The sequence below is a fragment of the Mesorhizobium sp. BR1-1-6 genome, from assembly GCF_020165355.1.
Taxonomy (GTDB): Bacteria; Pseudomonadota; Alphaproteobacteria; order Rhizobiales; family Rhizobiaceae; genus Mesorhizobium.
This window is the reverse complement of record NZ_JAIUHZ010000001.1, coordinates 920,680-947,299: the sequence shown is the minus strand read 5'-3', so window position 1 is coordinate 947,299 and position 26,620 is coordinate 920,680. Positions and strand designations below refer to the sequence as shown.

The 26,620-nt window shown below is 64.3% G+C and carries 32 protein-coding genes; 24 read left to right on the top strand and 8 right to left on the bottom strand.

The features are described 5' to 3' along the window. The first annotated feature begins 145 nt into the window (after window positions 1–145). From LB545_RS04640 to LB545_RS04620, 5 genes are read left to right on the top strand one after another with little or no spacing between them, the layout of a single operon-like run. The gene (locus LB545_RS04640; RefSeq protein WP_140493415.1) at window positions 146–988 is read left to right on the top strand and encodes an urease accessory protein UreD; all 843 of its coding nucleotides are present in this window, start codon (window positions 146–148) and stop codon (window positions 986–988) included. 28 nt (window positions 989–1,016) lie between these two features. Then, on the top strand, window positions 1,017–1,319 hold the full coding sequence (locus LB545_RS04635; RefSeq protein WP_140729614.1) for an urease subunit gamma: 303 nt from the start codon (window positions 1,017–1,019) through the stop codon (window positions 1,317–1,319). A gap of 10 nt (window positions 1,320–1,329) precedes the next feature. After that, the gene (locus LB545_RS04630) at window positions 1,330–1,584 is read left to right on the top strand and encodes a DUF1272 domain-containing protein (protein WP_140524172.1); all 255 of its coding nucleotides are present in this window, start codon (window positions 1,330–1,332) and stop codon (window positions 1,582–1,584) included. A 31-nt stretch (window positions 1,585–1,615) separates the two neighbouring features. Further along, window positions 1,616–2,203, top strand: coding sequence for a HupE/UreJ family protein (locus LB545_RS04625; protein WP_140816643.1), 588 nt, complete (start codon window positions 1,616–1,618; stop codon window positions 2,201–2,203). A gap of 6 nt (window positions 2,204–2,209) precedes the next feature. Next, a complete protein-coding gene (locus LB545_RS04620) occupies window positions 2,210–2,515 on the top strand; it encodes an urease subunit beta (protein ID WP_140491317.1) in 306 nt (101 codons plus the stop codon). An 80-nt stretch (window positions 2,516–2,595) separates the two neighbouring features. Here the strand turns inward: LB545_RS04620 and LB545_RS04615 are convergent, their stop codons facing one another. Together LB545_RS04615 and LB545_RS04610 are read right to left on the bottom strand one after the other, a co-directional pair. Beyond that, on the bottom strand, window positions 2,596–3,084 hold the full coding sequence (locus tag LB545_RS04615; RefSeq protein ID WP_140514393.1) for a hypothetical protein: 489 nt from the start codon (window positions 3,082–3,084) through the stop codon (window positions 2,596–2,598). 132 nt (window positions 3,085–3,216) lie between these two features. Beyond that, window positions 3,217–3,594, bottom strand: a complete 378-nt coding sequence (locus tag LB545_RS04610; RefSeq protein WP_140514392.1) for a hypothetical protein — start codon at window positions 3,592–3,594, stop codon at window positions 3,217–3,219. 167 nt (window positions 3,595–3,761) lie between these two features. Between LB545_RS04610 and ureC the strand changes: the two genes are divergently transcribed. The 9 genes from ureC to LB545_RS04565 all read left to right on the top strand — a co-directional run bounded on the left by ureC (window position 3,762) and on the right by LB545_RS04565 (window position 10,546). Next, a complete protein-coding gene (gene ureC, locus LB545_RS04605; protein WP_411961460.1) occupies window positions 3,762–5,474 on the top strand; it encodes an urease subunit alpha in 1,713 nt (570 codons plus the stop codon). Window positions 5,475–5,600: 126 nt separating this feature from the next. Then, window positions 5,601–6,089: a DUF29 domain-containing protein gene (locus LB545_RS04600; RefSeq protein WP_140491324.1), complete on the top strand. Its 489-nt coding sequence runs from the start codon at window positions 5,601–5,603 to the stop codon at window positions 6,087–6,089. Window positions 6,090–6,139: 50 nt separating this feature from the next. Beyond that, complete coding sequence (locus tag LB545_RS04595) at window positions 6,140–6,733, top strand: hypothetical protein (protein WP_140563589.1); 594 nt, start codon at window positions 6,140–6,142, stop codon at window positions 6,731–6,733. 45 nt (window positions 6,734–6,778) lie between these two features. After that, complete coding sequence (locus tag LB545_RS04590; protein WP_224704516.1) at window positions 6,779–7,384, top strand: glutathione S-transferase family protein; 606 nt, start codon at window positions 6,779–6,781, stop codon at window positions 7,382–7,384. Continuing rightward, a complete protein-coding gene (gene ureE / locus LB545_RS04585) occupies window positions 7,381–7,962 on the top strand; it encodes an urease accessory protein UreE (RefSeq protein ID WP_224704515.1) in 582 nt (193 codons plus the stop codon). Before LB545_RS04590 ends, ureE begins: the two co-directional genes overlap by 4 nt. After that, a complete protein-coding gene (locus tag LB545_RS04580; protein ID WP_224704514.1) occupies window positions 7,955–8,626 on the top strand; it encodes an urease accessory protein UreF in 672 nt (223 codons plus the stop codon). Before ureE ends, LB545_RS04580 begins: the two co-directional genes overlap by 8 nt. Next, window positions 8,623–9,063 carry a DUF3995 domain-containing protein gene (locus LB545_RS04575; protein WP_140491332.1) on the top strand — a complete coding sequence of 147 codons (441 nt, stop codon included), beginning with the start codon at window positions 8,623–8,625 and terminating at the stop codon, window positions 9,061–9,063. Before LB545_RS04580 ends, LB545_RS04575 begins: the two co-directional genes overlap by 4 nt. Continuing rightward, window positions 9,060–9,701, top strand: coding sequence for an urease accessory protein UreG (ureG, locus tag LB545_RS04570; RefSeq protein WP_140554600.1), 642 nt, complete (start codon window positions 9,060–9,062; stop codon window positions 9,699–9,701). The genes LB545_RS04575 and ureG overlap by 4 nt, the downstream gene beginning before the upstream one ends. Before the next feature lie 77 nt (window positions 9,702–9,778). Further along, window positions 9,779–10,546, top strand: a complete 768-nt coding sequence (locus LB545_RS04565) for a class II aldolase and adducin N-terminal domain-containing protein (protein WP_224704512.1) — start codon at window positions 9,779–9,781, stop codon at window positions 10,544–10,546. 3 nt (window positions 10,547–10,549) lie between these two features. Here LB545_RS04565 and LB545_RS04560 read toward each other — a convergent pair whose 3' ends face one another. Further along, the gene (locus LB545_RS04560; protein WP_224704510.1) at window positions 10,550–11,182 is read right to left on the bottom strand and encodes an HAD family hydrolase; all 633 of its coding nucleotides are present in this window, start codon (window positions 11,180–11,182) and stop codon (window positions 10,550–10,552) included. Window positions 11,183–11,436: 254 nt separating this feature from the next. Here LB545_RS04560 and LB545_RS04555 point away from each other — a divergent pair, with 254 nt between their 5' ends. Beyond that, window positions 11,437–12,396 (top strand): sugar-binding transcriptional regulator, encoded by a 960-nt coding sequence (locus LB545_RS04555; protein WP_224704508.1) that lies wholly within the window; start codon window positions 11,437–11,439, stop codon window positions 12,394–12,396. A 47-nt stretch (window positions 12,397–12,443) separates the two neighbouring features. On the opposite strand, the gene LB545_RS04550 is transcribed toward LB545_RS04555, so the two are convergent. Then, window positions 12,444–12,629, bottom strand: coding sequence for a hypothetical protein (locus LB545_RS04550; RefSeq protein WP_224704579.1), 186 nt, complete (start codon window positions 12,627–12,629; stop codon window positions 12,444–12,446). Between the two features lie 110 nt (window positions 12,630–12,739). Here LB545_RS04550 and gcvA point away from each other — a divergent pair, with 110 nt between their 5' ends. From gcvA to LB545_RS04505, 9 genes are all read left to right on the top strand, one after another. After that, entirely contained in the window at window positions 12,740–13,645 is a 906-nt protein-coding gene (gcvA, locus tag LB545_RS04545) for a transcriptional regulator GcvA (protein ID WP_140662386.1), read from the top strand. A gap of 212 nt (window positions 13,646–13,857) precedes the next feature. Next, window positions 13,858–15,168: an ABC transporter substrate-binding protein gene (locus tag LB545_RS04540; protein ID WP_140491344.1), complete on the top strand. Its 1,311-nt coding sequence runs from the start codon at window positions 13,858–13,860 to the stop codon at window positions 15,166–15,168. A 125-nt stretch (window positions 15,169–15,293) separates the two neighbouring features. Continuing rightward, complete coding sequence (locus LB545_RS04535; protein WP_140491346.1) at window positions 15,294–16,166, top strand: carbohydrate ABC transporter permease; 873 nt, start codon at window positions 15,294–15,296, stop codon at window positions 16,164–16,166. An 11-nt stretch (window positions 16,167–16,177) separates the two neighbouring features. Next, window positions 16,178–17,002, top strand: a complete 825-nt coding sequence (locus tag LB545_RS04530; protein WP_140491348.1) for a carbohydrate ABC transporter permease — start codon at window positions 16,178–16,180, stop codon at window positions 17,000–17,002. Between the two features lie 60 nt (window positions 17,003–17,062). Next, the gene (locus LB545_RS04525; protein ID WP_140491350.1) at window positions 17,063–18,067 is read left to right on the top strand and encodes an ABC transporter ATP-binding protein; all 1,005 of its coding nucleotides are present in this window, start codon (window positions 17,063–17,065) and stop codon (window positions 18,065–18,067) included. Continuing rightward, window positions 18,064–18,834 carry an L-iditol 2-dehydrogenase gene (locus LB545_RS04520; RefSeq protein WP_140524185.1) on the top strand — a complete coding sequence of 257 codons (771 nt, stop codon included), beginning with the start codon at window positions 18,064–18,066 and terminating at the stop codon, window positions 18,832–18,834. Before LB545_RS04525 ends, LB545_RS04520 begins: the two co-directional genes overlap by 4 nt. 160 nt (window positions 18,835–18,994) lie before the next feature. After that, window positions 18,995–20,473, top strand: coding sequence for a mannitol dehydrogenase family protein (locus tag LB545_RS04515; RefSeq protein WP_140514366.1), 1,479 nt, complete (start codon window positions 18,995–18,997; stop codon window positions 20,471–20,473). A 9-nt stretch (window positions 20,474–20,482) separates the two neighbouring features. Next, a complete protein-coding gene (locus LB545_RS04510) occupies window positions 20,483–21,166 on the top strand; it encodes an HAD family hydrolase (RefSeq protein ID WP_140491356.1) in 684 nt (227 codons plus the stop codon). Beyond that, on the top strand, window positions 21,163–22,749 hold the full coding sequence (locus LB545_RS04505) for an FGGY-family carbohydrate kinase (RefSeq protein ID WP_140524187.1): 1,587 nt from the start codon (window positions 21,163–21,165) through the stop codon (window positions 22,747–22,749). The genes LB545_RS04510 and LB545_RS04505 overlap by 4 nt, the downstream gene beginning before the upstream one ends. Before the next feature lie 8 nt (window positions 22,750–22,757). Here LB545_RS04505 and LB545_RS04500 read toward each other — a convergent pair whose 3' ends face one another. The 4 genes from LB545_RS04500 to LB545_RS04485 are packed head-to-tail and all read right to left on the bottom strand — an operon-like array spanning window position 22,758 to window position 26,601. Continuing rightward, a complete protein-coding gene (locus LB545_RS04500; protein WP_140524189.1) occupies window positions 22,758–23,846 on the bottom strand; it encodes an ABC transporter ATP-binding protein in 1,089 nt (362 codons plus the stop codon). 2 nt (window positions 23,847–23,848) lie between these two features. Beyond that, complete coding sequence (locus tag LB545_RS04495) at window positions 23,849–24,895, bottom strand: NAD(P)-dependent alcohol dehydrogenase (RefSeq protein ID WP_140524191.1); 1,047 nt, start codon at window positions 24,893–24,895, stop codon at window positions 23,849–23,851. A 15-nt stretch (window positions 24,896–24,910) separates the two neighbouring features. Beyond that, a complete protein-coding gene (locus LB545_RS04490) occupies window positions 24,911–25,723 on the bottom strand; it encodes a carbohydrate ABC transporter permease (protein WP_140491365.1) in 813 nt (270 codons plus the stop codon). A gap of 11 nt (window positions 25,724–25,734) precedes the next feature. After that, window positions 25,735–26,601 carry a carbohydrate ABC transporter permease gene (locus tag LB545_RS04485; protein WP_140524193.1) on the bottom strand — a complete coding sequence of 289 codons (867 nt, stop codon included), beginning with the start codon at window positions 26,599–26,601 and terminating at the stop codon, window positions 25,735–25,737. Window positions 26,602–26,620 lie beyond the last annotated feature (19 nt).

Sequence of the window (26,620 nt, the reverse complement as noted above, 5' to 3'; positions counted from 1 at the left end):
CTCGATATCAGGCCGCGACCGTCGCCTTGGACCCCCGCCAGGCGTCGCATGAGCGTACCAAGGTGGCTCCCTCTATAGAAACGGAAACGCCATCAAGCAACAAGCTATATATCGACAAAACCGCCGCGGTGCTTAACCTGACGGCGTGGATACGATCGAACATACCGGATTTTCGGCCCCGCCGGCGCAGCGGGCGGCCGGACTGGCGCAGCTCGTCTGCGCCAGTCAAGACGGCCGCACACGGCTGCGCCGCCTCTATCAGGACGGTTCCGCCAAGATAAGGATGCCGGCCGTTTCCGGCGGCCCGCTGGAAGCCGTGCTGATCAACACCGCGGGCGGGCTGACCGGAGGCGACCGCCTCGGCTGGGAGATCGACGTCGGCGCGCATGCCAGCGCCACGATAACGACGCAGGCCTGCGAGAAAATCTATCGCGCCGCTTCCGACCGGGCCGAAGTCAGCGTCCGGCTAACGGTCGGCGAAAACGGCCGCGTCGCCTGGCTGCCGCAGGAGACCATCGTTTTCGACCGATCGGCCTTTGCCCGCACGCTCGACCTTGATCTTGCCGCCGGCGCCGAGGCGCTGGTGCTGGAAGCCACCGTCTTCGGCCGGACGGCGATGGGCGAACGCGCGGTCCAGGGCGGCTTTCACGACCGCTGGCGCGTCCGCCGGGGCGGGGCTCTCATCCATGCCGAGGATTTCCGCATCGGGCCCGACATCGCCGCGACCCTGGCGCGCCCACCGATTGCCGGCGGCGCCGTCGCCATGGCGACGGTGCTATTGATCTCGCCGCGGGCGGAAGCGCTTCTCGATCCGGTTCGGGAGATCATCGGCGGCCAGGGCGGCGCCAGCACCTGGAGCGTGCAGGAATCTGGCAAGCTTCTTGCGAGGCTGTATGCCGGCGACGGCTACCGGCTGCGCCAGCATCTGGTTCCGCTCGTCGGCTTGCTCAACGGAAAGGCGGGGCTGCCCAAAATATGGTCACTGTGATCGTGTCCGCATCATTTCAGGGAAACGCATGAACCTGACGCCGAGGGAAAAGGACAAGCTGCTGATAGCCATGGCGGCGGTCGTGGCGCGCAAGCGTCTGGAGCGCGGGGTCAAGCTCAATCATCCGGAGGCGATCGCGCTGATCACCGACTTCGTCGTCGAAGGCGCCCGCGACGGCCGTCCCGTCGCCGAGCTGATGGAAGCCGGCGCCCACGTCGTCAGCCGCGCCCAGGTGATGGAAGGCATCGCCGAGATGATCCATGACGTGCAGGTGGAGGCGACATTCCCCGACGGCACCAAGCTGGTGACCGTGCATGAGCCGATACGGTGAGGAGACAGATATGCTTGAGCTGCGCCCGAACTGCGAATGCTGCGACAAGGACCTGCCGCCGGAGGCGACGGATGCGCTAATCTGCACCTTCGAATGCACCTTCTGCGCCGATTGCGTGGAAGACGTGCTCGGCGGCGTCTGCCCCAATTGCGGCGGCAATTTTTCGGCACGGCCGATCCGTCCGCCGGCAATGCTGAAGAAGTATCCCGCTTCGACCAAGCGCGTCCTCAAAGCCGAGAGCTGCGGTCCGCGCGAGGCCGCGTGACCTCTGCGCTCACCAACGAAAGGCAAGTAGAATGATCCCCGCCAAACGCCTGTGCCTCTCTGCGATTCTGCTCATGGCAGCCGCAATGCCCGCCTACGCCCATGTCGGGGCCGGCACGACCTCCTCCTTCGCGGCCGGCTTCATGCATCCGCTCTCCGGCCTCGACCACATGACGGTGATGGTCGCGGTCGGCCTGTGGGCGGCACAGAAAGGCGGCAAGGCGGTGTGGGCATGGCCGGCGGCCTTTGTGGGCGTCATGCTGGCCGGTGGCGCGCTCGGCATGCTGCATGTGCCGCTGCCCTTCGTCGAGCCGGGCATATTGGCGTCGGTGGTGGCGCTCGGATTGTTCGTGGCGCTGGCCGTCGATCTTCCTGTCACGGCCGGCGTCGCCATCATCGGCGCGTTCGCGCTGTTTCATGGTCACGCCCATGGCACCGAGGTACCGGAAAATGCCGCAGGGCTTGAATATATGGCCGGCTTTGCCGTCGCCACGGCGCTGCTGCACGCCGCCGGCATCGCCGCCGGGCTTGGCCTCGGCAGGCGGTTTCGCGTGCTCATGCGGGCCGCTGGTGCCGCCTGCACGGCGATCGGGCTCGGCCTCGTCCTCGGCGCCGTGTGACGAACGATGATCCCGGGTGAAATCATTCCCGCCGACGGCGACATCGACCTGAACAAAGGCCTGCCGACGGTTACGCTCAAAGTGGCCAACAGCGGCGACCGGCCAATCCAGGTCGGCAGCCACTATCATTTCTTCGAGACCAATGAGGGCTTGAAATTCGACCGCGAACAGGCGCGCGGCATGCGCCTCGACATCGCCGCCGGCACCGCCATGCGCTTCGAGCCCGGACAGGAGCGCGACGTTACGCTGGTGCCGCTGGGCGGCAAGCGCGAGGTCTATGGCTTTCAGCAGAAGGTGATGGGCAGGCTGTGAGGCCGAGGGCGTCTCATGCGCGGCGTGCAAAGAGGGCAAAGGGCTTTCGGGCGAGCACGAAAGCGAGTTGTGCCCTCGGCTCAATCGGACGGCTTGGCCGCCGCATAGATGACGATTTTTCCGGGGTCGTCGAATTCCACGGCGAGAACGTCCTGCGCAAGCACGCGTCGCGAGTCGATGGCATTGAACAGCAGCGCGTTGGCCTCGATCTCCTTGCGCAGCTCCGCAATGTCGTCCTGATGCTGCTTGACCTTGGTTTCGATCGCCGGCGGCGGACCGCCTTCGGTGCGCGCGGCATCGGTCAGGAACACGATGTCGACCTTGTCGAGCTTGGAGGTCTTGCGCACCGTGCCGATGTTTTCACGCGTCCGGTCGATCGCCCTGGCAACTTTGCCCGCTTCGGCATCGCTCCTGGTTTCTTCCTGCTTGACGTCCGAGCCGATGATCCGATTGACGGTCTCGGGACTTTCGAGCCCTTGTGCGTGAAGAGAGGCTCCGGGGCTGCCCGCCGCCAGGAATGCCATGGAGGCGAAGGCATAGAGCCGTCTCTTGCCGGGGTTGGTCGCCATCGCTCGCTCCTGGACGGGTTCGTTTCGCGGCGCCGTTCAGCGCCGATGAAACGAAACGGCTCCTGCCCGGCCAAGGTTCCCTTCCAGATAGCGCGGGCGGACCGGACGACGGCCCGCCGCGCAGGCGCGCCGTCAGCTCGCCTTCTTGGTGATCAGGGTCAGGGCGCCGTTGGGCTCCATGCTGGCCGCGACCACCTGCGCCGAGGTCATTCCCTTGGCCTCGAGGGCGGATTTGACCTTGGGCGTGGCATCGATCGAGCTGCGCAGCTTCTGCAGGCCGGCATCGCCGCGCTGGGCGATCACCTGGTTGACCTGCGTCTGGGTGTCCTTCGGCAGTTCGGTGATGTCGACGATGTTGACGCTCTGGATCGTCGGCGCGGCCTGCTGCCCGCCGGGGGCGGGCGCGGCCGGCGCTGCCGGAGCGGGCTGCTGCGCGGGCTGCTGCTGGGCACTGGCGGCACCCGCCAGCATCAGGGTGGCGGCAGCGGCGAGAACTATCGTTTTGCGCATGGATTTTCCTTCCATCGATTTGGCAAACGGTCGTTTTGGGGTGACCCTCCAACCTCAACCGCCAAATGGGATCAGAAGGTGTCGACCAGCGGGTCATTGCGTGACCATTGGATGGCAGCAATGTGCAGCCCGGTTTCACCAGCACCGCAATTCGGGAGCAATCACTGATGGCCAGAATAACCCGCGCCGCCTATGCGCAGATGTACGGGCCGACGGTCGGCGACAGGGTGAGGCTTGCCGATACCGAACTCTTCGTCGAGGTCGAGAGGGATTTCACCATTCATGGCGAGGAGGTGAAATTCGGCGGCGGCAAGGTCATCCGCGACGGCATGGGCCAGAGCCAGGTTTCCCGCGCTGAAGGAGCGGTCGACACCGTCATCACCAATGCGCTGGTGATCGACGCCAGCGCCGGCATCTTCAAGGCCGATATCGGCCTCAGGGACGGCCGCATCGCGGCAATCGGCAAGGCCGGCAACCCGGACACACAGGATGGCGTCACCATCATCATCGGCCCCGGCACCGAGATCATCGCCGGCGAAGGCAAGATCCTTACCGCGGGCGGCTTCGACGCGCATATCCATTTCATCTGCCCGCAGCAGATCGAGGAAGCGCTGATGTCGGGCATCACCACGATGCTGGGCGGCGGCACCGGCCCGGCGCACGGCACGCTCGCCACCACCTGCACGCCCGGGCCATGGCACATGGCGCGCATGATCCAGTCCTTCGACGCCTTCCCGATGAATATCGGCCTGTCGGGCAAGGGCAACGCTTCCCTGCCCGCGGCGCTCGAGGAGATGGTGCTGGGCGGCGCCTGCTCGCTGAAGCTGCACGAGGACTGGGGCACGACGCCGGCCGCGATCGACTGCTGCCTGTCGGTGGCCGACGACCATGACGTGCAGGTGATGATCCATACCGATACGCTCAACGAGAGCGGCTTCGTCGAGAACACGGTGGCGGCGATCGGGGGCCGCACCATCCACGCCTTCCACACCGAAGGCGCGGGCGGCGGGCATGCGCCCGACATCATCAAGGTCTGCGGCCTGCCCAACGTCATCCCGTCCTCGACCAACCCGACGCGGCCCTACACGGTCAACACGCTGGCCGAGCATCTCGACATGCTGATGGTCTGCCACCATCTGTCGCCGTCGATCCCGGAAGACATCGCCTTCGCCGAAAGCCGCATCCGCAAGGAAACCATCGCGGCGGAGGACATTCTGCACGACATCGGTGCCTTCTCGATCATCTCCTCGGACTCACAAGCGATGGGCCGCGTCGGCGAGGTGGCGATCCGGACCTGGCAGACCGCCGACAAGATGAAGCGCCAGCGCGGTTCGCTGCCGCAGGAGACCGGCAACAACGACAATTTCCGCGTCCGCCGCTATATCGCCAAATACACGATCAACCCGGCCATCGCGCACGGGCTGTCGAAGGAGATTGGTTCGATCGCCGTCGGCAAACGCGCCGACCTGGTGCTGTGGAACCCGGCCTTCTTCGGCGTCAAGCCTGATATGGTGCTGATCGGGGGCATGATCGCGGCGGCGCCGATGGGCGACCCCAACGCCTCGATCCCGACGCCGCAGCCGATGCACTATCGGCCGATGTTCGGCGCCTATGGCAAGGCGCGCACCAACTCGTCGGTAACCTTCGTCTCGAAGGCGGCACTGGAGTCCGGTCTGCACGGCCGGCTCGGCGTCGACAAGCAGTTCGTCGCGGTCGAAAACACGCGTGGCGGCATCGGCAAGCATTCGATGGTGCTCAACGACGCCACGCCGCATATCGAAGTCGATCCCGAGACTTACGAGGTTCGTGCCGACGGCGAACTCTTGACCTGCGAACCAGCGACGGTGCTGCCGATGGCGCAGCGATATTTTCTGTTTTGATAAGATCGCCGCGAGTCATTGCCCTCGTTAAATGCGGCGGTGAGTGGGTTGTGCCGACTGCCCGAATGGGCCCACTCGTTCTCCGCGGACTTGGAAATTGTGCACTTTGGGAGCAATATCTCCTCAATGAACAAGATATTTCGCAAACAGCAATTGACGCCCTACGAGGCCGACTATGCTCAGTGGTGCGCCGAGCAGGGCGCGTTGCTGCGCGAAGGTCGTCTTTCCGACCTCGATCGTGAGAATGTTGCCGAGGAGATCGAGAGCTTGGGGCGGAGCGACAAAAGGGAAATTGCGAGCAGGCTTGGCACTTTGGTCCTTCACTTGCTGAAATGGGAGTTTCAGTCTGAGCAGCGCAAAACGGGCTGGTTGCTGACAATTCGGGAGCAACGGCTTCGGATTGAGGGCCTGCTTGATGAAAGTCCGAGCCTCAAAAAATATCCTGCGCAGGTGCTCGATCGAGAGTTCAAGATAGCAAGATTAAAGGCATTGGACGAAACAGGCCTGAGAGATCGGGATTTCCCTGTCCATTGCCCCTATGGGATCAAGGAAATCTTGGACGATGATTATTTCCCAGGATCACCGTGGTCTTCAGACAACCTTATGCGCGAATAGACTGATAGTGGTGTGTTGACGGACGTTCCATCACCTGGCGAGCATTCGGCATGGCCACCGAAATAGCTTCGCCCCACGACATCTTCCCGCATATCCGCATCGTCATGGGCATGGTGATCGGGCTCGGCGTCGCGCGCCTGTTGTCGGGGGTGGCGCGCATCGTCCAGCATCCCGGCCAGTACCGGCTCTATGCGGTGCATCTGGCCTGGGTCGCTTCGGTGCTGTTGATGCTGGTGCATTTCTGGTGGTGGGAGTTCGGCCTCTACGCCATCGAAACATGGACCTTCGGCAAGTACCTGTTCATCATCTTCTACGCCATCACCCTGTTCCTGCTCTGCGCGCTGCTGTTTCCGGATTCGATGCTCGACTACACCAGCTATGAGGATTTCTTCTATTCGCGCCGCGCCTGGTTCTTCGGCCTGCTGGCCGCGACCTACCTGCTCGACGTGATCGACACGCTGCTGAAGGGACCAGAGCATTTTGCCCGCTTCGGCAACGAATATCTGTTCCGCACGCCGGTCTTCGTCGCGCTGTGCATCGCCGCGATCCTGGTGCGCGACCGCCGCTTCCACATCGCCTTCGTCGCCGCGGCGCTGATCTACCAGATATCGTTCATCCTGCGGCTGTTCGACACGATCGTATGACGGCCGCGGATGCTCTAAGCTGACCGGGAAAGGCAGGGTTCAACCATGTACAAGGTCGTCGGATCGCGTGGATCCCGGGTCAGCCGTGTTCTGTGGATGCTCGAAGAACTCGGACAGGCCTATGAATTCGTCGAAATTCCCCTGCGCTCGCCCGAAGCCTATGCGCTCAACCCCTCGGGCAAGGTGCCGATCCTGATCGACGGCGAGCTGACGCTGACGGATTCGGCGGCGATCTGCGTCTATCTCGCCGATAAGCACGCGGACAAGGGCATGGGCGCCAATCCCGGCCTCGCCGGCCGCGCCGAGATGGATTCCTGGATGCATTTCGCCCAGTCCGAGCTGGAAGCGCCGTTGTGGAACAAATTGCGCCACCGCTTCCTGCTGCCCAGGGAAGTCCGGGTCGATGTCGGCCCCGCAGCCGCTTACGATTTCGCCTCCGAGGTCAAGGCGCTGGAGCGCCGGCTTGGCGACAAGCCTTTCGCGCTCGGCGACCGGTTCTCGGCTGTCGACGTGCTGCTCGGCGACATGGGCGGCTGGGCGCGCGCCGGCCGGTTCCCGGTCGAATCCGACCGCGTCAACGCCTATTTCGACCGCGTGCTTTCACGCCCTGCCCGTGCCCGGGCGCAAGCCAATGGCGGAGCCATGAAATGAAGCTCAACCTCAACACCGACTTCACGAAATTTCCGCGCGCCATCTCGGTGCTGACCTCCGGCAATGCCGGCACCACGGCGCCATCCGGTCGTGCCGTTCTTGCCCATGACGAGCGGCATCTGCGCCGCCGGGCGATCGAATTGTCCGACGGCAGCAAGGTGCTGGTCGACCTGCCGGAGCCCGTCGCGCTCAACGACTGCGACCGGCTGGTGCTGGAAGACGGCCGCCACGTCGAGATCATCGCGGCGCCGGAGGAGGTCTATGATATCCGCGCCCGCGACGCCGTGCATCTGGCGGAACTGGCCTGGCATATCGGCAACCGCCATCTCGCGGCGGCGATAGAGGCGGAGCGCATCCTCATCCTGCGCGATCATGTCATCAAGGCGATGCTGGAGGGGCTCGGGGCCACGGTGCGCGAGGTCTCCGAGCCGTTCAAACCGGTGCGCGGCGCCTATTCCGGCGGCCATGACCACGGCCATGCGCACGCCCACAGCCACGCCGAAGCGCATTCGCACAGCCATTCGCATTCGCACGACCATCACGATCATCACGATCATCACGATGATCATCATGACTGACCAGCCCTCCGGCATCGCCCTGCTACGATTGATGGCATGGCTGTCGCCGGTCTTTCCGGTCGGCGGCTTTTCCTACAGCCATGGCCTCGAACGCGCCGTGCATGATGGGCTGGTGACCGATGCGGCGGGCCTCGCCGCATGGCTTGAAACGCTGGTCGAGATGGGCTCCGCCTGGAACGATGCCGTGCTGTTCGCCGAGAGCTGGCGCAAAGCCCGCGAAGGCGGCGATCCGGCCGAAGTCGCCGCACTGGCCGAGGCGTTGGCCGGGTCGCGCGAACGCCATGCCGAGACCATGCTGCAAGGTGTGGCTTTCCTCAAAGCGGCCGCCGCCTGGCCCTCCCCCGTGCTGGAGCGCTTGCCCGCCGATTGTGCGTACTGCGTCGCCGTCGGCGCTGTTGCCGGCGGCAATGGTATCGCGCTTCAGGACGCGCTGTCCGCCTTCCTGCAGGCCTTCTTCTCCAACCTCGTCCAGGCCGCGATCCGGCTGGGCGTCATCGGACAAAGCGGCGCGACCAGTTTGCTCGCCGGCTTCGAGCCGCTGGCCCTTGCGACCGCCGCCCGCGCATCCCGCTCGACATTGGATGATCTCGGCGGTTGCGCCTTTGTCTCTGATATCGTGGCGATGCAGCACGAAACCCAGTATTCGCGATTGTTCCGCTCATGATCGTCCTTGCCTTCGTCCTCTCATTCGTCCTGCTGGTAATCACCGCGTTGCACGTTTATTGGGGCATTGGCGGGATATGGCCGGGCAAGGATGCGGCGTCCTGCGCGCATGCGGTCGTCGGCTTTCGCGGCGTCGACGAGATGCCGGCGCCGTTCGCCTGCTTTGCCGTCGCCGCCTGCTTGGCGCTGGCAACGCTCTGGCCGATGGCTCTGGAGGGTGTGTTTGCCTCGCCCTTTCCTGGGCAAGGCCTCGCCGCCACCGCGCTGCTGATCGGGCTGGTGTTTCTCGGACGCGGCATTGCCGGCTTCACGCCCCGGTGGCGCCGGCTGGCACCGGAACAGCCTTTCGCGCGGCTCGATAGGAGCCTTTATTCGCCGCTGTGCCTGCTGATCGGGCTCGGCTTTGCAGTTCTCGCCATCACGGAGTTCCCGACATGACGCAGCCCAACGGTCCCCTTCGCATCGGCATTGGCGGCCCCGTCGGTTCGGGCAAGACGACGCTCACCGAGAAACTGTGCAAGGCGCTGCGTGAGGAATTCTCCATCGCCGTCGTCACCAACGACATCTACACAAGGGAAGACGCCATGATGCTGGCGCGGCTGCAGGCGCTGCCGGAGGAGCGCATCGTCGGCGTCGAGACCGGCGGCTGCCCGCACACCGCCATCCGCGAGGACGCCTCGATCAATCTGCAGGCGATCGCGGAGCTCAACCGCAAATTCCCCGATCTCGACATCATCTTCATCGAATCCGGCGGCGACAACCTTGCCGCCACCTTCTCGCCGGATCTCGCCGACCTCACGCTCTATGTCATCTCCGTCTGCCAGGGCGAGGAGATCCCGCGGAAAGGCGGTCCGGCGATCACCCGTTCCGATTTCCTGATCATCAACAAGAGCGACCTGGCGCCCTATGTGAACGTCAATCTCGACGTGATGGAGAGCGACGCCGCCCGCATGCGCGGCAAACGGCCGTTTGGCTTCACCGACCTGTCGCGCGGCAAGGGGTTGCGGGAGGTGATCGATTTCATCGTCGAGCATGGCGGCTTGAAGGTCGGGGCCGCCGCAAGCACGGCGGCGTGAGCCGGCTGCACCAACCGAAACCGGTTGCGGGCACAAGCAGGGCACGGCATTGTTCCTAAAACCCGGAGGATTTTTCGATGAGCATCGCCCGCCTGCAAAAGGAACAGCTGACCAACCTGCCCTTCTACGAGGAGCGCGTCGATCTCGCCTGCGCTTTCCGCTGGACGGCGCGGCTCAACATGCATGAGGCGGTGGCCAACCATTTCTCGCTGGCGGTCAACGAAGACGGCACAAAATTCCTGATGAACCCCAATCAGGTGCACTTCTCGCGCATCAAGGCGAGCGACCTTTTGATGATCGACGCCAACGATCCCGAGACGCTGTCCGGCCCGAATGCGCCGGACCCGACGGCATGGGGCCTGCACGGCGCCATCCACCGCAATGTCCGCCATGCGCGCTGCGTCATGCATGTGCATTCCATCCACGCCACCGTGCTGGCCTCGCTCGCCGATTCGAGGCTGCCGCCGATCGACCAGAATTCGGCGATGTTCTTCAACCGCCATGTGGTCGACGCCCATTATGGCGGTCTGGCCTTCGAGGAAGAGGGCGAGCGCTGCTCGCAGCTCCTGACCGACCCCAAGGTCAAGGTAATGGTGATGGGCAATCACGGCGTGCTGGTCATCGGCGACACGGTGGCCGACGCTTTCAACCGCATGTTCTATTTCGAACGCGCCGCCGAGACCTACATCAAGGCGCTGTGGACCGGGCGGCCGCTGCGCACGCTTTCCGACGCCATCGCCGAGAAGGCGGCACGCGAAATGGACGACTATCCCGGCCAGGCCGAGCGGCATCTCAGCGAGCTGAAGGCGATCCTCGACGAGCAGGAGCCGGTCTACCGGAACTGAGGTTTAAAGCCCCAGTTCAGCCCGCAATTCCTCGGCGCTGTTGATGACCACCGCACTGGGCGGGCCGTCCATCGGTTTTTCCGGCCAGAAGATCGTCTTCATGCCTGCCGCCAGCCCCGCCATGGCGCCCGGCCAGCTGTCGTCGACCGCCACCGCGTCCGCGGGATCGACATCGGCCAGATAGGCGGCGCGCAGGAACGGCTCGGCTTGCGGCTTGCCTTCGCGCACGTCGTTGCGGCTGATGGTCTTCATGCCTGGATAGATCAGGCCGACCATGTGCAGATTGGCGTCGACGATCATGCGGTCGGAATTCGAGACCACGGCTTGCTGCACGCCAAGCGCGCGCAATTCGTTGAATATCTCGATCGCACCGGGGCGCGGCTTCAATGTCGCGACAAGCGGCAGATAATGCTCGTATTTATGGACGATCCACTCGTCGAAGGGCAGATCCAGGCCGAACTCGTCGCGCATCATCAGGTAGACCGGCCAGGCAGCGACCCCGAGAACGCGCTCATGCAGGTCGGGCGGAGGCTGAAGGCCGACATTGCGCATCGCCGCCACCAGGGCTGCTTCGTGCAGCGGTTCGCTGTCGACCAGCGTGCCGTCCATGTCCCAGAAAACCGCTTTCGGTGTCATGCAACGCTCCTTTTGGCGTTCCCTTAAAGGGTTTACCCCGCGAGATAAACCATCCGAACGGCAGAACGTGCCACCTGTCGGAACGGAAATCCTCCTTTTGCCTGCCGTGGAATCCCCCGGCCGACGATGATCCGGCCGATCCCACGCCCGCTGGCGCAAGCAATTGCCCTGGCGATTGACAATTGCGCAGCGCGCGGTTCCCTGCGAAAGTAGGCGCGACCGCCTCCATGACCGGCGGTTTCGGGAGGCAGAACGTGAATAACCGGCAGGAAGGCGGCAGCAACAGGTTGGACGATGCCGCGCGCGCGGGCTGGCTTTATTACGTCGCCGGTAACACGCAGGACCAGATCGCCGCCACGCTCGGCATCTCCAGGCAGACCGCGCAGCGGCTGGTGTCGCTGGCAGTGTCGGAAGGCCTGATCAAGGTGCGCGTCGACCATCCGATCGCCAACTGCCTCGACCTCGCCGCCCGCCTGAAGTCGCGCTTCGCGCTCGACCTGGTGGAGGTGGTGCCGAGCGACCCGACCTCGTCGTCGACGACGATCGGTATCGCCGAGGCGGCGGCAGCGGAAATCGAGAGGCGGCTGAGATCGCCGGCGCCGATCGTGCTGGCGATCGGCACCGGCCGTACGCTGAAGGCGGCGATCGAGCAACTGCCGCCGATGGAGTGCCCGCAGCACAAGGTGGTGTCCCTGACCGGCAATATCTCGCCGGACGGTTCGGCCGCTTTCTACAACGTCATCTTCACCATGGCCGACAGGGTCAAGGCGCGGTCGTTCCCGATGCCGTTGCCGGTCATCGCCTCCTCGCCGCAGGAGCGCGAGATGCTGCTCAGCCAGCCGATGATCCAGCCGACGCTGGCGCTGGCCGCGGAGGCCGACGTCACCTTCGTCGGCATCGGCGACCTCGGCCCGAAGGCGCCGCTCTATGAGGACGGCTTCATCTCCGACGCCGAGCTGAAGGCGCTACAGAAGGCCGGCGGCGTCGCCGAAATTGTCGGCTGGGTGTTCGATCGCGACGGCCGCATGATCGAGGGCATCACCAACGACCGGGTGTCGTCGGCGGCCCTGCCGTCACGCGAGAAGTCGCTGGTCATCGCGCTCGCCATGGGTGAACGCAAGCTGGCGGGCATCCTGGCGGCCGTGAACCGCCGGCTGGTCAACGGCCTCATCACCGACGAACGAACCGCCGCCGCCCTGCTGGCGAGCGGGTGAGCCAAAAGCCTCGAGGCAACATCGATTTGCGATAAAATCCGGGCCTGCTATCCATGCCGTCCGAAAGGATCGTTGCCGTCGAGGAAGCCAAGGTCCCGCTGCAGGTGCGGCGACAGGTCCCTGATGTCGAGATGCGCCTTTTTCCTGGTCGCGAACCAGCCGAATCCGTCCGCAAGCCATGAAATCCAGCGACGATCCGGAGCGGGAGTGCATTTTTGCTGCGCCATGGTCATGATCGTCAACCTTCGCTATCTTCAACCCGAGTGACGGGCTGAGGATGAATGTCGGTCTTGCCGGCCGCCTTTGCCAATCGAACGTCGATAAGGACCCATAAGGAGGCTTTATGCCGGATCTCAGCTCGCGACAGGTTGCGCAGCTTCCGCCGCTGCAGGCGATCCGGGTGTTCGAAGCGGTGGCGCGGCATCTGTCCTTCACCAAAGCGGCCGAGGAACTGGCGATGACGCAGGCAGCGGTCAGCTATCAGATCAAAGTGCTGGAGGAGCGGGTCGGCGCGCCGCTTTTCCTGCGCCGGCCGCGGCAGATCGAACTCACCGAAGCCGGACAGCGCCTGGCGCCGGCGGTCAGCGAAGCCTTCGCCTTACTCGGGCAGGCCTATGCGGCGGCCCGCGGCGGGGCGGACGGTCTGCTGTGCGTCACCACGGTGCTGACCTTTGCCTCCAACTGGCTGGCGCATCATCTGGGTTCGTTCCAGATCGCGCATCCCGCCCTTGCCGTGCGGCTCGACACATCCAGCCGCCTGACCGATTTCGCCCGCGAGGATGTCGACCTTGCCATCCGCTCGGGCGGCGGCAAATGGCCGGGACTGGAGGCCTACAAGCTGCTCGACGCCGATTTCACGCCGATGCTCAGCCCCAAGCTCGCCGCGAGCATCGGCGGCGTCAAGGAACCGGCCGATCTGCTCAAGCTGCCGATCCTTGATCCCGGCGACATCTGGTGGACGCAATGGTTCGAGGCCGCGGGAGTGCAAAGCCATGACCTTGCCAAGCGCCCCGGCAGCAGCATGGGCGCGCAGGCTTATGAGGCCAATGCGGCCATCGCAGGCCATGGCGTGGCGATCCTGACCAGGGCGCTGTTCAAGGCGGAACTCGCCGACGGCCGCCTGATCCAGCCCTTCGACCTGGTCGGCGACGACGGCCACGCCTACTGGCTGGTCTATCCGGAGGCGCGCCGCAACGTGCCGAAGATCCGCGCTTTCCGCGACTGGATCCTGGCCGAGATCGCCTGCTGACCGGCTAACTCCAGGATCAAAACCGCGCTCCATCCAGATCGCCGTTGTCGCCCGGTCCGCGCCTGCGGGACGGCCATTTGCAACGCGCCAGGTCGGCGCTCCTCCATCGAGTGTGCGCTGCACCATCGAATCTGGCTTGACATAATTCATTCTTAGTGAGTAATTGCTCACAGCCAAGGCAAATGCTCATCTTGGTCCATGGGAGGAATTTGATGAAACTTCGTACGCTCATCCTGGGCTTGTGCTCGGCCAGCGCGCTCGCGTTCGCGGCACATGCCGAATCCATCACCATCGCCACCGTCAACAATGGCGATATGGTCCGCATGCAGAAGCTGACCGACGACTTCACCAAGGCGAACCCCGACATCCAGCTCAACTGGGTGACGCTGGAAGAGAACGTGCTGCGCGAGCGCGTGACCACCGACATCGCCACCAAGGGCGGCCAGTATGACGTGATGACCATCGGCACCTACGAGGTCCCGATCTGGGCCAAGCAGAGCTGGCTGTTGCCGCTCGACAAGCTCGGCGACGACTACGACGCCAAGGACATCATCCCGGCGATCGCCGGCGGCCTCTCGGTCGACGGCAAGCTCTATGCCGCGCCCTTCTACGGCGAAAGCTCCTTCGTCATGTACCGCAAGGACCTGATGGAGAAGGCAGGGCTGAAGATGCCCGACGCGCCGACCTGGGACTTCATCAAGCAGGCCGCCGACAAGATGACCGACCGCGCCAATGGCGTGAACGGCGTTTGCCTGCGCGGCAAGGCCGGCTGGGGCGAGAACATGGCCTTCCTGACCGCCATGTCGAACTCCTTCGGCGCGCGCTGGTTCGACGAGAACTGGAAGCCGCAATTCGACCAGCCCGAATGGAAGAACACCTTGCAGTTCTATGTCGACCTGATGAAGGCCGACGGGCCGGAGGGCGCGTCTTCCAACGGCTTCAACGAGAATTTGGCGCTGTTCCAGCAGGGCAAGTGCGGCATGTGGATCGACGCCACCGTCGCCGCCTCCTTCGTCTCCGATCCCAAGGCCTCGCAGGTCGCCGACAAGGTCGGTTACGCACTGGCGCCTGACAATGGGCTCGGCAAGCGCGGCAACTGGCTGTGGGCGTGGTCGCTGGCCATTCCCGCCGGCACGCAGAAGGCCGATGCCGCCGAGAAGTTCGTGTCATGGGCAACCAGCAAGCACTATGCAGAACTGGTCGCCTCGAAGGAAGGCTGGGCCAACGTTCCGCCGGGAACGCGCTCCTCGCTCTACGCCAATCCAGAGTACCAGAAGGCGGCTCCGTTCGCCAAGATGACGCTGGACTCCATCAATGCTGCCGACCCGACGCATCCGACCGTCAAGCCGGTGCCCTATGTCGGCGTGCAGTTCGTCGCCATCCCTGAGTTCCAGGGCCTCGGCACCACCGTCGGCCAGCTGTTCTCGGCAGCCCTTGCCGGCCAGTCGAGCGTCGACGACGCGCTTAAGCAGGCCCAGGACGCCGCAACCGCGGCGATGACCGAGGGCGGCTACATCCAGTAAGGCTCCTCCCGGTGCCTAAGGCCGGTCGCCGACCATGGCCGGACAACGGCCGCCCGAAACCCAGTTCGGGCGGCCACTTCCGACAGCTCGAGAAAATTCCGTCCGATCCTTGAAGGGTGACCGTCATGGCTACTCAGCAGACCCGTTCGCTTGCCCGTTTCATGATGGCGCCATCCGTCGTCCTGCTGCTCGTCTGGATGGTCGTTCCGCTGGCGCTCACGCTCTGGTTCTCCTTCCAGCAGTACAATCCGCTCAATCCGATCCGCGACGGCTTCGTCGGCTTCTCCAATTACGCGTTGTTCTATTCCAACCCGGCCTTCCTGCAATCGATCCTCAATACGCTGCTGATCGTCGTCAGCGTGCTTGTGATCACCGTGGTCGGCGGCATCCTGCTGGCGCTTTTGATCGACCAGCCGATGTGGGGCCAGGGCATCGTGCGCATCCTCGTCATCTCGCCGTTCTTCGTCATGCCGCCGGTGGCGGCACTGGTCTGGAAGAACATGATCATGCATCCGCAATACGGCGTCTTCGCCGACATAGCGCGGTTCTTTGGCCTCCAGCCCATAGACTGGTTCGGACAATATCCGCTGACCGCCATCATCATCATCGTCGCCTGGCAGTGGCTGCCTTTCGCGACGCTCATTCTTTTGACTTCGCTTCAGTCGCTGGACGGCGAGCAGAAGGAAGCCGCCGAGATGGACGGCGCCGGCTTCATCAGCCGCTTCATCTACCTGACGCTGCCGCACATGTCGCGCGCGATCACCGTCGTGATCCTGATCCAGACGATCTTCCTGCTTTCGGTCTATGCCGAGATCCTCGTCACCACCAATGGCGGCCCGGGATACGCCTCCACCAACCTGCCCTTCCTGGTCTACCAGAAGGCGCTGCTCGAATTCAAAATCGGCCAGGCCTCCGCCGGCGGCATCATCGCGGTCATTCTCGCCAACATCGTCGCCTTCTTCGCCATGCGCGCCGTCGGCAAGAACCTGGACAGATAAGGGAGGAAAAGATGGCACGCGCAGTCACAACCCGGCACAAGACGATCGCGACGGCTGCCGCCTGGATCGTCGCCCTGCTGATCTTCTTCCCGATCCTCTACACCATCATCACCTCGTTCAAGTCGGAACAGGAGGCGATCCAAGGCTTCAACCTGATCCCGTCCGGGACCTTCGAGAGCTATTCCGAGGTCCAGGCGCAGAACGGCTATTTCAAGTTCTTCCTGAACTCGGTGCTGCTCTCGGTCGGCTCGACCATCCTGGCCCTGCTGGTCGCCATTCCGGCGGCCTGGTCGATGGCGTTCTCGCCGACCAAGCGGACCAAGGACATTTTGATGTGGATGCTGTCCACCAAGATGATGCCGGCGGTGGCCGTGCTGTTTCCGATCTACCTGATCTTCCGCGACACCGGCCTGCTCGACAGCCGCATCGGCCTGATGGTGATGCTGATGCTGATCAACCTGCCGATCGTGGTGTGGATGCTCTACACCTATTTCCGCGAAATCCCCGGCGAGATCCTGGAAGCGGCGCGCATGGACGGCGCCTCGCTGTGGAACGAGATCATCTATGTGCTAACACCCATGGCGGTGCCGGGCATCGCCTCGACCATGCTGCTCAACATCATCCTGGCCTGGAACGAAGCGTTCTGGACGATCCGGCTGACCACGACGGAAGCAGCACCCTTGACCGCCTTCATCAGCTCCTTCTCCAGCCCGCAAGGCCTGTTCTGGGCGAAGCTCTCGGCCGCCTCGACGCTGGCGATCGCGCCAATCCTGATCATGGGCTGGTTCAGCCAGAAGCAACTGGTGCGCGGCCTGACCTTCGGTGCGGTGAAGTAGGGGCGCCGTGAAGTAGCAGCGTGCGCCAGGCGGCGGACGGAAATCCACCGGGAGGAAAGCATGGGAAATATCACGCTCAAGAACGTCTCGAAATCCTTCGGCTCGACTTCGATCATTCCTAACATCGATCTCGTCATCGAGGACGGCGAGTTCGTCGTCTTCGTCGGCCCGTCGGGCTGCGGCAAGTCCACGCTGCTGCGCCTGATCGCCGGCCTGGAGGACACCAGCGGCGGCACCATCAACATTGACGGCCGCGACGTCACCGGCGAGGCGCCGGCCAAGCGCAAGCTTGCCATGGTGTTCCAGTCCTATGCGCTTTACCCGCACATGACGGTGGCCAAGAACATCGCCTTCCCACTGAAGATGGCGGGCGAGAACCAGGCGACCATTGACAGGAAGGTGAAGGACGCCGCGCGCGTACTCAACCTCACCAACTATCTGGAGCGCCGCCCCGGCCAGCTTTCCGGCGGCCAGCGCCAGCGCGTCGCCATCGGCCGCGCCATCGTGCGCCAGCCTTCGGCCTTCCTGTTCGATGAACCCTTGTCCAACCTCGACGCGGCACTGCGCGGCACGATGCGGCTGGAGATCAGCGAACTGCACCACCAGCTCAAGACGACGATGATCTACGTCACCCACGACCAAGTCGAGGCGATGACCATGGCCGACAAGATCGTCGTGCTGAATGCCGGAAATGTCGAGCAGGTCGGCTCGCCGATGGAGCTCTACAAGACGCCGAAAAACCTGTTCGTCGCCGGCTTCATCGGCTCGCCGAAAATGAATCTGATCGAAGGCGCCCCAGCGGCGAAGTACGGCTCCAAGACCATCGGCATCCGGCCCGAGCACATGGCGATCTCGACCACGGCGGGCGATTGGAAGGCAACAGTCGGCGTCGCCGAACACCTGGGATCCGACACCTTCCTGCATGTCCAGGCCGACGGTGTCGGCCCGCTGACGGTGCGCGCCGACGGCGAACTCAGCGTCCACCATGGCGACAGCATTTATCTCACGCCCGACAAGGCCAAGCTGCATCGCTTCGGCCCCGACGGCAAGGCGTTGGCGGCATGAGGCTGAAAGGCAAATCGGCGCTGATCACCGGGTCGGCGCGCGGCATCGGCAAGGCCTTCGCCGAAGCCTATGCCCGTGAGGGCGCCATCGTGGCGATTGCCGACATCGATCTCGAGGCGGCGCAAAAGACGGCCGCCGAGATCGGCGGCAAGGCCTATGCGGTGAAGCTCGACGTCACGGACCAGGCCTCCATCGATGCCGCGGTGCAGGCGGTGGAAACCAGGACCGGCGGCCCGGACATACTGATCAACAACGCCGCTTTGTTCGACCTGGCTCCGATCGTCGACATCACCAAAGCGAGCTACGACAAACTGTTTTCCGTCAATGTCGCCGGCACGCTGTTCATGCTGCAGGCGGCCGCGCGCTCGATGATCGCGCAGGGAAAGGGCGGCAGGATCATCAACATGGCGAGCCAGGCCGGACGGCGCGGCGAAGCGCTGGTCGCGGTCTACTGCGCCAGCAAGGCGGCGGTCATTTCGCTGACCCAGTCGGCCGGGCTCGACCTGATCAAGCACGGCATCAACGTCAACGGCATCGCGCCTGGCGTCGTCGACAGCGACATGTGGGACCAGGTCGACGCGCTGTTCGCCAAATATGAGAACCGGCCGAAAGGCGAGAAGAAAAGACTGGTCGGTGAAGGCGTGCCTTACGGCCGCATGGGCAGACCGGAGGACCTCGCCGGCATGGCCGTGTTCCTGGCCAGCGACGAAGCCGAATATATCGTCGCCCAGACCTACAATGTCGATGGCGGCCAGTGGATGAGTTGAGGCGGGGGCGGCCTCTTCTCCCCGTGCCTCCGCGGGGAGAAGAGGCCAACATCAAGGTGGCGGCCGCATCGCCTCGGAAGGCATGTGCCGCTTCCTACCCTCTCCCGGTGAAGGGGAGAGAAGGGTAACGAAGGCCGCAACCCGGCCAAAGGGTAAACAGATGACCGTGAAACTCTCTTCCGCCAATCTCGCCAACCTGCCCGCCAGGGTCGCAGGTCCGAAATACGACCGCGCAGCGCTGAAGGCCGGCATCGTGCATTTCGGCGTCGGCAACTTCCATCGCTCGCACCAGGCCGTCTATCTCGACGAGCTGTTCAATTCGGGCGTCGGCCACGACTGGGCGCTGGTCGGCGCCGGCGTGTTCGAGGGCGAGAAGATCGGCCGCGGCAAACTGGAAGAGCAGGACTGGCTGACGACGGTGGTCGAGCAGGACGAGGGTCATATGAGCGCCCGCGTCACCGGCGCCATGATCGACTTCCTGACGCCGGGCGATGCCGCCGCCATCATCGAACGGCTGGCCGATCCGGCGATCAAGATCGTGTCGCTGACCATCACCGAAGGCGGCTATTTCATCGATCCTGCCTCCGGCGTGTTCAACCCGACGCATCCCGATATCGTCGCCGATGCGCAGCCGGGCGCGACGCCGAAGACCGTGTTCGGCATCATCCTCGCCGGCCTGGTGCGGCGGCGCGGCGATGGCATCGCACCGTTCACGGTGATGTCCTGCGACAACATTCCCCACAACGGCCATGTCACGTCGGATGGCGTCATCGGGTTGGCCCGCCTGATCGACGAGGATCTGGCGGCCTGGGTCGGCGGCAATGTCGCTTTCCCGAACGCGATGGTCGACCGCATCACGCCGGCCACGTCGGACCGCGAACGCGCGATCCTGGCCAAGGATTTCGGCGTCGAGGACAATTGGCCTGTCTTTTGCGAACCCTTCCGGCAATGGGTGCTGGAAGACCATTTCACCGACGGCCGGCCGCCGCTTGAAAAGGTCGGCGTGCAGTTCGTCAAAGACGTCGCGCCCTACGAGCTGATGAAGATCCGCATCCTCAATGGCGGCCATGCCACCATCGCCTATCCGGCCGGGCTGATGGACATCCATTTCGTGCATGAGGCGATGCAGGAGCCGCTGGTGCGCGGCTTTCTCGACAAGCTCGAGCATGACGAAATCATTCCGACCGTACCGCCGGTGCCAGACACGGTCCTGGAGGATTATTACCAGCTCATCGAAAAGCGCTTTTCCAACCCCAAGATCGGCGACACGGTGCGCCGGCTCTGTCTCGACGGTTCCAATCGCCAGCCGAAATTCATCATCCCGACCATCGCCGACCGCTTGAAGGCGGGAAAGAGCGTCGCCGGCCTGGCACTTGAATCGGCGCTGTGGTGCCGCTACTGCTTCGGCACGACGGACAGCGGCGCGGTCATCGAGCCCAACGATCCGAACTGGGACCGCGTGCAGGCGACGGCAAAGGCGGCAAAGGACGCGCCCGCCGCCTGGCTTGCGATGGAAGACATCTATGGCGATGTCGGGCGCGCCACCGCGTTCGTCGAGGCTTTCGCGCATGCATTGAACCTGCTGTGGACGGATGGCACGCGCGCCACGCTGACGCGCTACCTCGCCGGCAAGCTCTGAAACGGGACCATGGCGCCGGAACTGGTCATTTTCGACTGCGACGGCGTGCTGGTGGACAGCGAGGCGCTGTCGGTCTCGGCACTGCTCGGCATGATCGCGCTTGCCGGCGGCAGTATCGGCGAGGATACGGCCTACGAGCATTTCCTCGGTAAGAGCATGAAAAGCGTGCGCGAGATCCTCGCCCGCGACTTCGGCCTGCCCATCACCGATCAGCACCTGACCACGATGCGTGTCGAATTGATGCGCAAATTCCGCGAGGAGCTGAAGCCGATCGCCGGCGTCAAGGAAGTGCTGCCGAGGCTTGGCTTGCCGTTCTGCGTCGCCTCCTCGGGCACGCTCGACCGCATCCGCTACGCGCTCGACGTCACCGGATTGCTCGGATTGATGGAGCCGCATCTGTTCAGTGCCGGCATGGTGGCCAGGGGCAAGCCGGCGCCCGACCTGTTCCTTCATGCCGCCGCCTCGATGCGGGCGCATCCGCGCAAATGCCTTGTGATCGAGGACAGCCCCGCCGGGGTCGCGGCGGCGCGGGCGGCTGATATGCGCGTGTTCGCCTTCACCGGCGGCGCGCATGCCGGCAACCCTGCCCTGAAAGCGCGGCTTGCGTCGAGTGAGCCGGACTTTATATTCGCTGACATGCTGCAATTGCCAGATCTGATTGCAGGCCTGGGAGCGAGAGACAGAGCATCTTGACGAAACAGTTCGTTTGCGCGGTCGATGTCGGCACCGGGAGCGCCCGCGCGGGCATTCTCGACACCAGTGGCACCTTGCTCGGCCGCGCCGAGCACCCGATCGCCATGCACCAGCCGAAAGCCGATCACGCCGAGCATGATTCGCGCGATATCTGGTCAGCCGTGTGCGCCGCGGTGCGTGCGGCCCGCGAAAAATCCGGTGTTGCCGCCGAGGACATTGCCGGCATTTCCTTCGATGCCACCTGCTCGCTGGTCGTGCGCGACAGGCAAGGCGGCCAGCTCAGCGTTTCGGTGACCGGAGAGGAGCGCTGGGACACCATCGTCTGGCTCGATCACCGCGCCATCGCCGAGGCCGACGAATGCACGGCGAGCGGCCATGAGGTGCTCAACTATATCGGCGGCGTCATGTCGCCGGAAATGGCGACGCCGAAGCTGATGTGGCTGAAGCGAAACCTGCCGAAGACCTGGAATGAAGCCGGCTATCTATTCGACCTTACCGACTTCCTGACCTGGCAGGCGACGGGGTCGCTGGCCCGCTCGCAGTGCACGCTGACCGCCAAATGGACCTATCTGGCGCACCGGGAACCCGCATGGCAGCGCGATTTCTTCGAACTCGTCGGCCTCGGCGACCTCTTCGAGCACGGCAATCTGCCCGAAAGAGCCAGTCCGGTCGGCGCTTACATCGGCTCTTTGAGCGCGCAAGCAGCGGCGGAGCTCGGCCTGACGGAGACATGCCGGGTCGGCGCCGGGGTGATCGATGCCTATGCCGGTGCGCTTGGCGTGCTCGGCGGGTTTGCCGGCGACGAGCGGAATATCGGCCGTCATTTGGCGCTGATCGCCGGCACATCCTCCTGCGTCATGGCGATGTCACCCGATCCGCAGCCCTTCGCCGGGGTCTGGGGGCCATACTACGGCGCCGCGCTGCCGAAGCTGTGGCTGTCGGAGGGCGGCCAGTCGGCCACCGGCGCCCTGCTCGACCACATCATCCGCTGGCACGGCGCCGGCGGCGAGCCGAACGCAGCCATGCATGCCACGATTGCAAGCCGCGTCGCCGAGCTGCGCGCGGCGGAGGGCGATGCCCTTGCCGGCCGGCTGCATGTGCTGCCCGACTTTCACGGCAACCGCTCGCCGCTCGCCGACCCGCATGCGGTCGGCGTGGTCAGCGGCCTTACGCTGGATTCCTCCTTCGACAGCCTGTGCCGACTTTACTGGCGCACCGCCGTGGGCATCGCGCTCGGCGTGCGCCATGTGCTGGAAGCGCTGAACGAGAACGGCTATCTCATCGACACGCTGCATGTCACCGGCGGCCACACCAAAAATCCGCTCTTGATGGAACTCTATGCCGACGCCACCGGCTGCACGGTGGTCGAGCCGCTGGCCGACGAGGCGGTGCTGCTCGGCACAGGCATGGTGGCGGCGACCGCCGCCGGGCTTTTCCCCGACCTCAACGCGGCCTGTCTTGCCATGCAGCAGGGCGGCAGGACGCGCGCCGCCAACCCGGCCGCCGGCGCCCGCTTCGATCGCGACTACCGGATTTTCCTGGAGATGCACCGGCAACGCCAGGCGCTCGACGCGATCCAGTAGAACGCGCCTTACCGTGTCAACAAGGATAGGCCGGACTTGGCATCGAACAGATGCATATCCGATTCGTCAAACGTATAGCGGACATCGCTGCGGATAGTTGGGCAGACGCGGCTGGGAACGAGTGCGCTGATCTCCTTGCCGCCAAGAGCGAATGTCACCAGTGCATCGTTGCCATGAAACTCGATGAGATCGGCCGTTCCCGCCAGGAAATTTCCGGCGCTGCCGGGGGTCGCGGGCTTGAGATCCGGGGGCCTGATGCCAAGCACCGCCTGCTCGCCATGTTGGAGCTTGAAGCGCGAGCCGTTGACGGTGAAGACAGTTCCGCCATTGGTCAGCATCCAGCCATTTTCTTTCCGGGCCACCGTCAAATCGATGAAATTCATGTTCGGCGTGCCGATGAAGCCGGCAACGAACAGATTGCCCGGCCGCTCGTAGATTTCCGCCGGCGAGCCGACCTGCTCGATGACGCCGTCCTTGAGCAGCACGATGCGGTCGGCGAGCGTCATCGCTTCGAGCTGGTCATGGGTGACATAGACGGTGGTGGTCTTCAGCGACTGGTGCAGCCGCGCGATCTCGACGCGCATGTGGTTGCGCAGCTTGGCGTCGAGATTGGACAGCGGCTCGTCGAACAGGAAGACTTTCGGCGTCTTGATCATGGCGCGCGCGATCGCCACGCGCTGCTGCTGGCCGCCGGAAAGCTCGGCCGGCTTGCGGCCGAGATAGGGTTCCAGCCCGAGCGTCCTCGACACCGCTTCGACCCGCTTCTGGATCTCGGCCGCCGGCACTTTCTGGCGCCGCAGCCCGAAGGCGATGTTGTCGAAGATCGTCATGTGCGGGTAAAGGGCATAGTTCTGGAACACCATGGCGATGCCGCGGTCGCCCGGATCGAGATCGTTAACCACCTTGCCGCCGATCGAGACCTCGCCGCCGCTGATGTCCTCCAGCCCCGCCAACATGCGCAGCAAGGTCGACTTGCCACAGCCGGACGGGCCGAGGAACACGACGAACTCGTGCTCCTCGATCGAGAGATTGAGGTCGCGGATGACCGTCGTGGTGCCATAGGCCTTGTCGACATGGGAACAGGTGATCGCGGACATGGTCAGCCCTTTTTGCCGCTGAGCAGGATCTGCAGCTTGACGTCCTGCGGGTGCGCTGCCGCCGCCCGCTCGAAAGCCTCGATGCTGTCGGAGAAGGGATAGGTGCCGGTGATCAGCGGCTTGAGATCGACCTTGCCGGAAGCGATGAGCTGCAAAGCGCGGTCGAAAATGTTGGCATAGCGGAACACGGTTTCGATGCGCACTTCCTTCGATATGGCCGCCGGCACGTTGAGCGACACCGGCTCCACCGGCAGCCCGACGAGCACCACCGCGCCGCCAGGGCGCACGACATCGAACAGATTGGCGAACGCCTTGGGGCTGCCGCTGGCCTCGAAGACGATGTCCGCGCCCCAATTGTCGGTCGCCTCCGCCACCGCCTCGGCCAATGACTGCTCGCCGATGTTGACCGGAACGACGCCGGGATAGCGCCCGGCAATTTCGAGCTTGGGCGCGGAGAAGTCGGAAATCAGCACTTTCGAGCAACCACCGGCCAGGGCGGCCAGCGCTATCATGATGCCGATCGGGCCACAGCCGACGACAGCCGCCACGTCACCCGGAACGATGCGCGCGCGCGCCGCCGCTTGCATGCCGATGGCGAAAGGTTCGACCATCGCGCCTTCGGCGAAGGAGACGTTGTCGGGCAGCCTGTAGGTGAACGCCGCCGGATGCACGGCTTGCGGCGCCAGAATGCCGTGCACCGGCGGCGTCGCCCAGAAGGTGACGTCCGGGTCGACATTGTAGATGCCGAGTTTTGTGGCCCGCGACGACAGGTTCGGCACGCCCGGTTCCATGCAGACGCGATCGCCGACTTTCAGCGTCCTGACATTGGCGCCGATCTCGACGATCGTTCCGGACGCCTCGTGGCCGAGCACCATCGGCGCGCGCACGACATAGCTGCCGATGGCGCCATGGGTGTAGTAGTGCACGTCGCTGCCGCAGACGCCGACCGTGTGGATGGCGATCCTGACGTCGTCCGGGCCGACGTCGAGCGGCAACGCGATCTCGCGCAGGGCCAGCTCGCCCTTTTTCTCAAGCACCAGTGCCCGCATCGTGTCGTCCTCGCTTCAAGTCTTTTTTTGCCGGAAAACGGAATTCAGGAAGCCGCTGAGCACGCCGAGAAACAACAGCGGCGGCAGCGACAGAAGCACGACCGAGGCGTTCAGGATTCCCCACGGCACGTTCATGCCTTGTTGGGAGAGTTCCGAGGCGACGATCGGCAAGGTCTTGGCGTTGGAGCTCGACAGCATCAGCGCGATCAGGAACTCGTTCCAGACCAGCACGAAACTGAAAGCCACCGCACCGATCAGCGAACGCGCCGCGACCGGCAGCGCAATCCTCCAGAACACCGAATAGGCGCCGTAGCCATCGACGAAGGCCGCTTCCTCGACCTCCTTCGGCACGGCCTGGAAGGCGGGAATGGCGAGCCACATGATCACCGAGATGGTGAGCAGGCAATAGGTGACGATCAGCGCGGCGAGCGTGTCGTAAAGCCCGAGCTGCAGCCAGATCACCATCAGCGGAATGGCGACCGCCACCGGCGGCAGGAAGCGAAGCGACAAAACGAAGAACTGGATGTCGCCGGCCCAGCGGTTCGGGTAGCGCGCTACCGCGTAGGCCGCCGGCAGGCCGAGCACCACGCCGATCAGCACCGCGCAACCGCAGGCGACGACCGAATTGTAGAGGCCGGTCATGACGCTGTCGCGGCCGACGATATAGCTGATGTTGGCCAGCGTCGGCGTGAACACCAGGCGCGGGACGCGGGTGATGATGTCGACATTGTTCTTCAGCGAATTGAGCGCCGTCCAGAGCAACGGAAACACGGCCATGAAACCGGCAAACGCCAGCACGGTCTTGCCGATCAGGCGGCCAGGTCTCATGCGATATGACCTCATGCCTGCACCCGCCTCCACAGCATGGTGAAGGTGATGACCGTGGCGATCATCATCAGCACCGCCATCGCCGAGGCGTAGGAGACCTTGCCGGACTCGATGAAGCCTTGCGAGAAGGCGTACATGTCGAGCGTCTCGGTTGCCACGCCCGGACCGCCGCGGGTCATCACATAGATCAGATCGAAGGAGCGCAGCGATTCGATCATCTTGACGAACATCAGGCTGACCAGCGGCGCCTTCAGCATCGGCAAGGTCACATAGGCGTGGATCTGCCAGCGTTTGGCATGGTCGAGCCGGGCCGCCTCGATCGGCTGCGGCGGCAGCGTTTCCAGGAGCTTCAGCACGATGACGGCGAAGAACAGGCCCCATTGCCAGACATCGACCGATGCGACCGCGAACAACGCCGTCGACGGCTTGGACAGCGGATCGAAGATCAGCCCACCGGTCAGCAGCCGGTAGGGGTAAGTGGCGATGCCGTAGAGCGGATGGTAGGCGAACTTCCAGACGAAGGCCGCCGAGACGCGCGGCAGCAGGACCGGGATGATGAACAGCAGGCAATAGACGTTGCGAAGGCGCGGCGAGGCGACCTCGAACATCAGGACGCCCAGTCCGATGGCGACCGTCATCGTCGCGATAACCGTGACGAATTCCCATTTCACCGACACCCAGACGGCGTTGAGAAAGCGGCGGTCGGCGAACAGGTCGGCGAAGTTCGAGAACCAGACATAGGAATAGGCTGTCGAGCTGAGTTCACGGTTCTGCAGGGCGATGACGACCGCGTAGAGCGTCGGCACCATCGACAGCACCAGAAGGATGGCGAGTGTCGGCACGACGAAGGTGACCGGCAGGGATGAGCGTCGCGGCATCTGTCTAACCTCTGCTGCG

Bases quoted from the DNA above. Each gene is read 5' to 3' on its own strand.
- LB545_RS04500 (WP_140524189.1), bottom strand. From the start codon at position 23,846: ATGTCCGCGATCACCTGTTCCCATGTCGACAAGGCCTATGGCACCACG.
- ureE (WP_224704515.1), top strand. From the start codon at position 7,381: ATGAAGCTCAACCTCAACACCGACTTCACGAAATTTCCGCGCGCCATC.
- LB545_RS04560 (WP_224704510.1), bottom strand. From the start codon at position 11,182: ATGACACCGAAAGCGGTTTTCTGGGACATGGACGGCACGCTGGTCGAC.
- LB545_RS04525 (WP_140491350.1), top strand. From the start codon at position 17,063: ATGGGAAATATCACGCTCAAGAACGTCTCGAAATCCTTCGGCTCGACT.
- LB545_RS04530 (WP_140491348.1), top strand. From the start codon at position 16,178: ATGGCACGCGCAGTCACAACCCGGCACAAGACGATCGCGACGGCTGCC.
- LB545_RS04490 (WP_140491365.1), bottom strand. From the start codon at position 25,723: ATGAGACCTGGCCGCCTGATCGGCAAGACCGTGCTGGCGTTTGCCGGT.
- gcvA (WP_140662386.1), top strand. From the start codon at position 12,740: ATGCCGGATCTCAGCTCGCGACAGGTTGCGCAGCTTCCGCCGCTGCAG.
- LB545_RS04565 (WP_224704512.1), top strand. From the start codon at position 9,779: ATGAGCATCGCCCGCCTGCAAAAGGAACAGCTGACCAACCTGCCCTTC.
- LB545_RS04610 (WP_140514392.1), bottom strand. From the start codon at position 3,594: ATGCGCAAAACGATAGTTCTCGCCGCTGCCGCCACCCTGATGCTGGCG.
- LB545_RS04600 (WP_140491324.1), top strand. From the start codon at position 5,601: ATGAACAAGATATTTCGCAAACAGCAATTGACGCCCTACGAGGCCGAC.
- ureC (WP_411961460.1), top strand. From the start codon at position 3,762: ATGGCCAGAATAACCCGCGCCGCCTATGCGCAGATGTACGGGCCGACG.
- LB545_RS04625 (WP_140816643.1), top strand. From the start codon at position 1,616: ATGATCCCCGCCAAACGCCTGTGCCTCTCTGCGATTCTGCTCATGGCA.
- LB545_RS04575 (WP_140491332.1), top strand. From the start codon at position 8,623: ATGATCGTCCTTGCCTTCGTCCTCTCATTCGTCCTGCTGGTAATCACC.
- LB545_RS04510 (WP_140491356.1), top strand. From the start codon at position 20,483: ATGGCGCCGGAACTGGTCATTTTCGACTGCGACGGCGTGCTGGTGGAC.
- LB545_RS04495 (WP_140524191.1), bottom strand. From the start codon at position 24,895: ATGCGGGCACTGGTGCTTGAGAAAAAGGGCGAGCTGGCCCTGCGCGAG.
- LB545_RS04550 (WP_224704579.1), bottom strand. From the start codon at position 12,629: ATGACCATGGCGCAGCAAAAATGCACTCCCGCTCCGGATCGTCGCTGG.
- LB545_RS04485 (WP_140524193.1), bottom strand. From the start codon at position 26,601: ATGCCGCGACGCTCATCCCTGCCGGTCACCTTCGTCGTGCCGACACTC.
- LB545_RS04630 (WP_140524172.1), top strand. From the start codon at position 1,330: ATGCTTGAGCTGCGCCCGAACTGCGAATGCTGCGACAAGGACCTGCCG.
- LB545_RS04620 (WP_140491317.1), top strand. From the start codon at position 2,210: ATGATCCCGGGTGAAATCATTCCCGCCGACGGCGACATCGACCTGAAC.
- LB545_RS04540 (WP_140491344.1), top strand. From the start codon at position 13,858: ATGAAACTTCGTACGCTCATCCTGGGCTTGTGCTCGGCCAGCGCGCTC.
- LB545_RS04515 (WP_140514366.1), top strand. From the start codon at position 18,995: ATGACCGTGAAACTCTCTTCCGCCAATCTCGCCAACCTGCCCGCCAGG.
- LB545_RS04580 (WP_224704514.1), top strand. From the start codon at position 7,955: ATGACTGACCAGCCCTCCGGCATCGCCCTGCTACGATTGATGGCATGG.
- ureG (WP_140554600.1), top strand. From the start codon at position 9,060: ATGACGCAGCCCAACGGTCCCCTTCGCATCGGCATTGGCGGCCCCGTC.
- LB545_RS04590 (WP_224704516.1), top strand. From the start codon at position 6,779: ATGTACAAGGTCGTCGGATCGCGTGGATCCCGGGTCAGCCGTGTTCTG.
- LB545_RS04595 (WP_140563589.1), top strand. From the start codon at position 6,140: ATGGCCACCGAAATAGCTTCGCCCCACGACATCTTCCCGCATATCCGC.
- LB545_RS04535 (WP_140491346.1), top strand. From the start codon at position 15,294: ATGGCTACTCAGCAGACCCGTTCGCTTGCCCGTTTCATGATGGCGCCA.
- LB545_RS04635 (WP_140729614.1), top strand. From the start codon at position 1,017: ATGAACCTGACGCCGAGGGAAAAGGACAAGCTGCTGATAGCCATGGCG.
- LB545_RS04520 (WP_140524185.1), top strand. From the start codon at position 18,064: ATGAGGCTGAAAGGCAAATCGGCGCTGATCACCGGGTCGGCGCGCGGC.
- LB545_RS04615 (WP_140514393.1), bottom strand. From the start codon at position 3,084: ATGGCGACCAACCCCGGCAAGAGACGGCTCTATGCCTTCGCCTCCATG.